Annotated in this window: 1 protein-coding gene; it reads right to left on the bottom strand. The window is 64.7% G+C overall.

Annotated elements, in window-relative coordinates:
- Window positions 1-1,312, bottom strand: a 1,312-nt coding sequence (locus tag EN879_RS36150) for an FAD-binding oxidoreductase (RefSeq protein ID WP_164774847.1), incomplete at its 3' end; no start/stop codon positions are given.
- Between the last annotated feature and the right edge of the window lie 20 nt (window positions 1,313-1,332).

The following is a 1,332-nucleotide window of genomic DNA, read 5'->3' as shown; positions in this document are numbered from 1 at the left end:
CAACACCGTGCTCGGCGGAAAAAGAACCGCCAATCTCCCGCAGTTGTTGGTACAGGACGCTCTCGGCAGCCTCCGCTACGTCAGGCGCCAGCGGACCCTGACGGTTGAGGATGATATGCAGGTTTCCATCGGCCAGGTGACCGAAGACATAGGGCGCCAGACCCGGTTCGATCGCTGCGAGCCGGGGCAGGATTCTGTCGAGATAGGCCGGAATTTCCGACAGAGGCACCGACACGTCGAAGGAAGGCGCTTGGGGATGGGCGCGATAGAGCACGCCGGTGTCCTCGCGCAACCGCCACAGGTCTTCCTCTTGCCGCCGCGAGCCGGCAATGATGCCGGTGGCTTCAGGATAGCGCTCCATCACTTCCGAATAGATCCGCTCGAAATCTTCGCGCAGCGCCTCTTCGCGCGCGCCGCCAAGCGACAGCAGCAGGAACAGCGGCTGGTCGAGCGGCACGCTCGGTTCGGACCATTCATGCGCGGCTGCGGCCAGGCTGAAATACGAGGTCCACATCGCCTCCGCCGCGCGCAAATGTCCCGCATCCGATTCAAGCGCCAGACGAATGACTTGCAGCGCCGCTTCGACAGACGGCAGCCCGAAAAGCGCGGTGGCGGTGGCTCGGGGCGAAGGGTCGAGCTTGACGACCACGCGGGTCACGATGCCAAGCGTGCCCTCCGCACCGATGAAGAGATGCTTCAGATCGTAGCCGGCGGAATTCTTCACCACCCGCGTCAGATCGGAATAGACCGATCCATCGGCCAGCACGGCCTCCAGGCCAAGGACGCGGTGGCGCATGACCCCGTTGCGAAAGGCCATCACGCCACCCGCATTCGTGGAAACCATGCCGCCGATCGTCGCCGAACCGCGCGCGGCAAGATCGATACCGGGCTCCAGGCGGTGCTCAAATGCGGCAGACTGCAAAGCTTCGAGCGTAACACCGGCACCGACGATCGCCACGCGCTCGACGGGATCGAGCCGCTCGATCCGGTTCATGCGTGCCAGGGAAAGAACGATCTCGCCCGGCCGCGAGACACTTCCGCCGACCAGGCCGGTCCGCCCGCCCTGCGGCACGATCGGAATCTCATTTTGACTGCAGATGCGCACCACCGCGGCGACCTCGCCGGTCGATGAAGGCGCAACGACGATGCCGGCGGCGCAATCCGTCCCGTTCGAACCAAGGTCGATCGCCCCGGCATCATCACCGATCCGCACATTCGAGGCGCCAACGACATGGCGGATCGCGTCGACAACCGACAACGGCACCGCTTGCTCGATCCAGTTCGTTTGCCTGGGAGACGCGTGGCCGCTCATCGCCCAGCCAATCCCTGAAG

Origin of the sequence: Mesorhizobium sp. M7A.F.Ca.AU.002.02.1.1 (assembly GCF_003998535.1) — a bacterium.
Classification (GTDB): domain Bacteria; phylum Pseudomonadota; class Alphaproteobacteria; order Rhizobiales; family Rhizobiaceae; genus Mesorhizobium; species Mesorhizobium ciceri.
Note: the sequence above shows the minus strand (reverse complement) of the source record. Positions and strands in the feature narration are given on the sequence as shown.